Source organism: Streptomyces mesophilus, from assembly GCF_040300965.1.
Taxonomy (GTDB): domain Bacteria; phylum Actinomycetota; class Actinomycetes; order Streptomycetales; family Streptomycetaceae; genus Streptomyces; species Streptomyces mesophilus_A.
This window is the reverse complement of sequence record NZ_JBEPEW010000256.1, coordinates 1-6299: the sequence shown is the minus strand read 5'-3', so window position 1 is coordinate 6299 and position 6299 is coordinate 1. Positions and strand designations below refer to the sequence as shown.

Annotated in this window: 5 protein-coding genes and 3 pseudogenes; 3 read left to right on the top strand and 5 right to left on the bottom strand. The window is 71.3% G+C overall.

Features of this window, described 5'->3' with window-relative positions; translation table 11 throughout:
- Nucleotides 1–861, bottom strand: a pseudogene (locus ABT367_RS40185) (ATP-dependent helicase); the annotation flags it as partial.
- 267 nt (nucleotides 862–1128) lie between these two features.
- Between ABT367_RS40185 and ABT367_RS40180 the strand changes: the two are divergent.
- Nucleotides 1129–2169: a fatty acid desaturase family protein gene (locus tag ABT367_RS40180; protein WP_352258773.1), complete on the top strand. Its 1041-nt coding sequence runs from the start codon at nucleotides 1129–1131 to the stop codon at nucleotides 2167–2169.
- Between the two features lie 116 nt (nucleotides 2170–2285).
- Nucleotides 2286–2468, top strand: a complete 183-nt coding sequence (locus ABT367_RS40175; protein WP_165331866.1) for a hypothetical protein — start codon at nucleotides 2286–2288, stop codon at nucleotides 2466–2468.
- Between the two features lie 196 nt (nucleotides 2469–2664).
- Here the strand turns inward: ABT367_RS40175 and ABT367_RS40170 are convergent.
- The 4 genes and pseudogenes from ABT367_RS40170 to ABT367_RS40155 all read right to left on the bottom strand — a co-directional run.
- A pseudogene (locus ABT367_RS40170) lies at nucleotides 2665–2928 on the bottom strand (hypothetical protein); the annotation flags it as partial.
- Between the two features lie 393 nt (nucleotides 2929–3321).
- Nucleotides 3322–4023 (bottom strand): annotated as a pseudogene (locus tag ABT367_RS40165) (hypothetical protein); the annotation flags it as partial.
- A 130-nt stretch (nucleotides 4024–4153) separates the two neighbouring features.
- Nucleotides 4154–4504: a hypothetical protein gene (locus ABT367_RS40160; RefSeq protein WP_352258771.1), complete on the bottom strand. Its 351-nt coding sequence runs from the start codon at nucleotides 4502–4504 to the stop codon at nucleotides 4154–4156.
- Between the two features lie 92 nt (nucleotides 4505–4596).
- Entirely contained in the window at nucleotides 4597–5196 is a 600-nt protein-coding gene (locus ABT367_RS40155) for a class I SAM-dependent methyltransferase (protein ID WP_352258769.1), read from the bottom strand.
- A 202-nt stretch (nucleotides 5197–5398) separates the two neighbouring features.
- On the opposite strand from ABT367_RS40155, the gene ABT367_RS40150 reads away from it, so the two are divergent.
- Complete coding sequence (locus ABT367_RS40150; protein ID WP_165331863.1) at nucleotides 5399–6172, top strand: MHYT domain-containing protein; 774 nt, start codon at nucleotides 5399–5401, stop codon at nucleotides 6170–6172.
- Nucleotides 6173–6299 lie beyond the last annotated feature (127 nt).

The following is a 6299-nucleotide window of genomic DNA, read 5'->3' as shown; positions in this document are numbered from 1 at the left end:
CAGCGCGTCCAGCCGGCTGCGCGGCCCGAACGCCCCCGCGGCGGCGCCCGATTCGGCCCAGACATCGGCGGCATCCGCGACGGCGGTCGGGTTGGCGGCACTGTGCATCTGCAGTACGGCACGGAAGCGGGCGGCGCCTTCCTGGGGCCCGGGGGCCTCGATCTCCTGCAGCCCGGGCACCTCGATCCGCAGGGACAGGCGCACCCCGGCGTCATGACCCGCGGCCACATCCGCCGCCCAGTCGCGCTGCTCCGGCAGCCGCTGCGGCTCGTCCACGGCATAGGCCGGCTGACCCGCGGCCAGGTGGGCGGCGGGGGAGCGCGGCAGGGTGTCGGCCACGGCGTCCAGGAACTGCCGTACGAGCAACTCCGGCTCGGGCAGCAGGAGTTCATCATCCGACGGCAGAGGCGTGGCATGGGCCTGCGGCGGCATCGCGGCGGACAGGTCGCGCACCAGCTCCAGGTCCTCGGCCGTCAACGGGCCGGCCCGCCAGGCATCCTCGTCCTGCGCCGTGAGACCGGGCAACAGCAAGCCGCGAGCGGCCAGTTGGAGCGCGAACAGGGTGGCCGCACCCCAGAACGCCGCGGCGGGATGGGCCACGTCGTCGGCGCGTGCACGGGCCAGGGCGGGCAGCGCCTCGCGTACGGTCAGGACGCGCGCGGGGACCTGAACCCGCTCCACGCCGCCTTCCTCGCCGGGCAGCGCGACGGTCAGCTCGTCGGCCGCGCCTTCGGGGGCGCCGCCGTCCTCGCTCCAGAACGCGAACCGGCTGGTGCGGGCAGGTGAAGCGGGCAGGAACACCACGGCGCAACGGGTGAGTTGAAGCAGTTCGGCAGAGGTGAGCGGGACGAGCCTGTGCACAGCGATGGCTGATTCCTCAAGTTTGACTAGAGACCGAGCGGCCGAGGGTACCTGAAGGCCGGCCCGTAGCAGAGGCTCGGAGGCGTGACGCCCCTCACAATCGGCGCGCGAGGTGTCGCTGGGTCCACCTGGGACTGGTGGTGGCCCCAGGTCCCCCGGGCGCCACCACCCCTGCGCACACGGGTGGTGGCGCCATGGTCGCAATGGGTGGCCGAAACCTACGTTTAAGCAGGTCAGACCGATCGTAGAAGAGACCGGAGACCTGCCATGACGACCGCCGCACCCGTACGAGAGCGCCCCGCCGCCGCACCACGCGGCAGTGAGTTCGCGCCACTCCTGCGCACCGTCAAAGGGCAGGGTCTCCTGGAGCGCCGCACGGGCTGGTACGCCCGCAGCATTGCCGTCAACACCCTCGCGCTGGCCTCCGTGGTCACCGCCATGGTGCTCGTCGGCAACTCCTGGTGGACGCTGCTGCTCGCGCTGCCCCTCGCCCTGTTCTCGGCGCGCACCTCGTTCATCGGCCACGACGCGGGGCATTCCCAGATCGCCGACAAGCGCCAGGTCAACCGAGTGCTCGGCCTGATCCACGCCAATCTGCTCGTCGGCACCAGCGCCGCCTGGTGGAACGACAAGCACAACCGCCACCACGCCAACCCCAACCACGTCGACAAGGACCCGGACGTGGCACCCGACGTCCTGGTCTTCTCCGGCGACCATGTCGCGGGCCGCACGGGGTTCAAGGCCTGGCTCACCCGCCACCAGGCGTGGCTGTTCTTCCCGCTGTGCCTGCTGGAGGGCATCAACCTCAAGATCCAGGGCATCAAGGACCTGCGCCGCCAGTCCCCGCGTGAACGCACCGTGGAGGGTCTGCTGCTGCTCGTCCACCTCGTCGCGTACGCGACCCTGCTCCTGACCGTCCTGACGCCCGGCAAGGCGCTCCTGTTCGCCTTCCTGCACCAGGCGTTCTTCGGCCTGCACCTGGGCCTCGCCTTCGCGCCCAACCACAAGGGCATGCCGATGCCCGACAGCACCACCGAACGCTGGGGCCATCTGCACCGCCAGGTCCTCACCTCGCGCAACATCCGCGGCGGCCCCGTCACGGACTGGCTGCTCGGCGGCCTCAACTATCAGATCGAGCACCACCTGTTCCCCAACATGCCGCGCCCGCACCTGCGCCTGGCCCAGCCCCTGGTGCGCGCCCACTGCCGCGACCTGGGCATCCCCTATGCGGAGACCGGCGCCGTCGACTCGTACCGCCAGGCACTGGGGCATCTGCGGGAGGTCGGTGAGCCCTTGCGCGTCGAGTAGGGGACTTCTCCGGGACGGACCTCAGGGTCGCGTCAGGGTCCAGACTGGAACCAGGGCGGCGGCGGGCCCGTTCTCCCTTGCAGAGAGCGGCTGCAGCCGCGAAGGAGGCGACACTGATGTCCAGGAACGCGAAAATCGCCGCGGGTGGTGTGGCGGCCGGGATCATCCTGATGATCTGGCTGCCCTGGTGGGCAGCGCTGCTGATCATCCTCGGGGTGCCGACGGCGGCCTATCTGACCCTCGACGAATCACAGCGGCGCCGGCTGCGGCGGGTGTCCCGCAAGGAGCTGGGGCGCTGAGCGCTGCTTTCTTGATGCGCATACGGATACGGATACGGGTGCGGGGCGCGGGCCGTCGAGGTCCGCGCCCTCGGCCGTGCGGGGGCTTGGGGGCCGTCTGACCGACTGCGTGGCGGGGTGGGGGCGGGCGTTAGGGGAGACAGGGCAGGGCGGGCCGTCGAGGTGACAGGGCAGGGCGGGCTTTCGAGGTGACAGGTCAGGACGGCCGTACCGCCATCTTGTCCAAGGCCTCGAGCAGCCCCGGGAGTTCGGGCCCCCGGCCCACCGGCAGCACCTCACCGGGCTCCTCGTCGAGCAGGACGAAGGCGATGTCGTCCGTACGGGCCACCATCGACCACCCAGGGCCGTCGGCCCGCAGCGTCCGCGCCTCGCCCGTGGCGAAGGCGGAGCGCACGCGGCCGAGCGGCGGGGGAGTGTCGATGTAGGCGCGCGCCTCGGCAAGGACGCGGCGGATGGCACTGCCGGAGGCGGAGGCCTCGGATCCGGCGGGTTCGGGCTGGTCGGCGGTGCCTTCGGGGGCCGTGTCGGGTTGGTCGGCGGTGTCCTCGGGAGCCGTATCGGGCCGGCCGGTGGCGTCCTGGGGTGCGTCGGCTTCGTCCGAAGCGTGAGCCTCGTCCGGCGCCGCGTTCTCGTCGCCGGACCGGCTCTCCACGGTGTCCGAAGCAGCGGTCTCTTCAGTGGTCTCCACGTCATCCGCGGAATCGTTTGTGCTGTCGGTCCGGTCGTCCGGGGCATCGGTCTCGCCGGCGTCCGCATCGCCCTCGGGGTTCCCGTCGGCATCGGCGTCAGCGTCCGTGTCGACGTCAGCGTCCCTGTCGACGTCAGCATCAGCGTTGGCACCGGCATCGGACACCGCCCCCTCGGCCTCCGCCGGCCCGCTGCCTTCGGCGACCTCGGACGCCGCCGGTCTCTCCACCGCCTCGGCAGTCTCACCCTCGGCGGCCGAGTCGGAACCCGCTCCGGATTCTGCTCCGGAACCCGCTCCGGATTCTGCTCCGGAACCCGTTCCGGAACCCGCCTCGGAATCGGCCCCCTCCCCGCCCACCACGAACGCGTCATCATCGATCTGCGCCCGCCACATCGCCCACTGCAACGCGATCTCATCGGCGCCGAGCCGCCGTTGAGCCGGCCCCCAGGTGGTGGTGTCCGGTGGCGAGAGGACCAGGCCGTGCGGGTCGTCCGGGTCGGGCTCCGGGTCGTGCGGCGCGGGGATGCCGGGCGCCGCCACGGCCACCGCGAGCGGCCAGCCCGGCAGCGCGCTGACCACCGTGCTGTCGTCCGGCGACAGTTCGTACTCCATGCCGCAGTCCCAGGAGGCGATGGCGACCGCCACGAGCGACACATCGTCGGTCACCACGGTCCAGCGGGCACCCGTCGCGTCCTGTCCGAGCACGAGGCCGTACCCGTCGACGATCGGCACAAGGTCGAGCGCCGCACAGGCCTCCGGGTAGTCGTCACCGAGCACGCTCGGGAACTTCGCGGGTGTCAGCAGCACCGCGGTCAGCACATACAGCGCGTCGTCGTCGACGGCGACGTCCGCGTCGCTCCCGGCCATGGCAGTGCCCTCCCCTTTCGCAAACTTCGTCGGCGCACCCTAACCAGTCGGTAACCGACTCGTCGAGGTCTGGGCGACCTTGAACCGCACGGACGTGCGCGGATACGCCGACGCGCAGGGAGCGGGCAGGTCAGACGGCCGGCAGACCGAGCAGGGTACGGGCCACGTCCCGCGGCGACTCGTCGCGCTCGCGGGCCAGGGCGATCACGGCGCGGCAGGCGAGCTCGTTGATGCCGAAGCACAAGGCCTCGGGCTGGACCCAGCCGGCCGCTTCGTCCTGCTGTTCCTGGTCGTCGTCGATGGACGCGGTCACATAGGCCGCCGCCGCCTCGAAGATGTTGTGCGTGCGGTGTTCCGAGCCGGCCGCCTGTCGCGGCACGGCCTTCCCCGAGGTGGACGGCGGCTCCGTCTCGCCCGGCTCACGGCCGTCCGGCTGGAACAGCCTGCCGATTCTGCGCAGCACCGGATGACGCTCCGACATAAGCGATCACCTTCCCCCTGTACGGCTCGGCCCCGCTTCAGGTCGGTTCCGCGGGCCGATCTTCCAAGTGTGCCGCATCCAGAAGCAGTTGCTCAGACCTCTCGTACGGCCAGAGCGAGAAACTGTACGTCCTCGTCCACGTACGAGATCATCCGCCACCCCGAACCGGCCAGCATCGGCCGCAGATTGGGCTCGGCCCGCAGGTCATCGGGGGTGACCTGGCGGCCGTGCCGGGCCGCGAGGGCCCTGCGGCCGATGGGGTGGAAGAGCGCGAGGTGGCCGCCGGGACGTACCACCCGGGCCAACTCGCGCAGATTCGCGGCGGGTTCGGGCAGATGCGAGATCAGGCCCGCGCCGAACACCGCGTCCAGTGCGCCGTCGCGCAGCGGAAGCCGTGCGACATCGGCGAGCAGCAGTCCGCCGTCCGCGTCCCGTCCGGCCCGCAGCGCCTGCCGCAGCATGGCGGGGGTGAGATCGGCGCCGAGCACGGTGCCCTCTCGGCCGACCGCCGCGCGCAGCACCGGAAGGGCGCGTCCGGTGCCGCAGCCCGCGTCGAGGACCTTGTCCCCGCTCCGCAGTCCGATCGCGGCGACCCCCTGCGCGTACGCGGGTCCGTCGTCGGGAAAGCGGGAGTCCCAGTCGGCCGCGCGGGCGGTGAAGAACTCCTGTACGTCCCTGGGGTCGTTGCTCATGCGGTCCATGATCCCTCACCCGGGTCGCGATGGCCCGAACTGCTCGAACTTCCGCACGGAACGGATTCGGCTTCCGTACGTCCGTGCGGTGCGCATGTTCGAGCGCGTGACGATCGTTCTTGCACATCTCTCTGTCATATTCGGCCACCTTTCGAAGTGCGCCCCCTCTTCACGCCTCCTCCACGACTAGCGTCCCGGAGGCATGGGACACCTGGACCACGCCGCCTTCGGCTGGCTTACACCCGCACTGTCGTATGTGATGGCCTGCATCGGCGCCGCGCTCGGACTGCGCTGCACCGTGCGCGCCCTCACGGCCACCGGAAGGTCGCGGCGCAACTGGCTCATCACCGGCGCCTCCGCGATCGGCACCGGCATCTGGACGATGCACTTCGTGGCGATGTTCGGCTTCAGCGTCACCGGCACGGAGATCCGCTACAACGTGCCGCTGACCGTCGTCAGCCTCGTCGTCGCGATGGCCGTCGTCGGGGTGGGTGTCTTCGCCGTCGGCTACAGCAAGAACAAGGGCCGAGCGCTCTTCCTCGGAGGCCTGACCACGGGAGTCGGGGTGGCGAGCATGCACTACCTCGGCATGGCCGCTCTCCGGCTGCACGGCGAGGTGCACTACGACCCCGCCATGGTCGGCCTCTCCGTCCTCATCGCGGTGGCCGCCGCGACGGCCGCCCTGTGGGCGGCACTCAACATCAAGGCGCCCGTCGCCGTGGCCGTCGCCTCCCTGGTGATGGGCGCCGCGGTCACGAGCATGCACTACACCGGCATGATGGCCGTCAGCGTCGACGTCACGCCCGGAACCGCCGAACTGTCCGGGGCCACGACCATGCAGTTCATCTTCCCCCTGGCCGTTGGCCTCGGCTCCTATCTGTTCCTGACCTCAGCCTTTGTCGCGCTCTCCCCGACCGCCACCGAGCGCGAGGCCTCCGCCTCGGCCCAGCGGCCGCTGGAGAGCGCCCTTCCCTAGCGGTGCGGTCGGGTCGCCCGCCGACCGGCCCGGCTGCACCGCACCGCCCCTGATCCAGAGCGAGGAGGCCATGCGTACATCCCGCAACACCCCAGGCTCCCCGGCCCGAACCGGCCCCGACGCGACG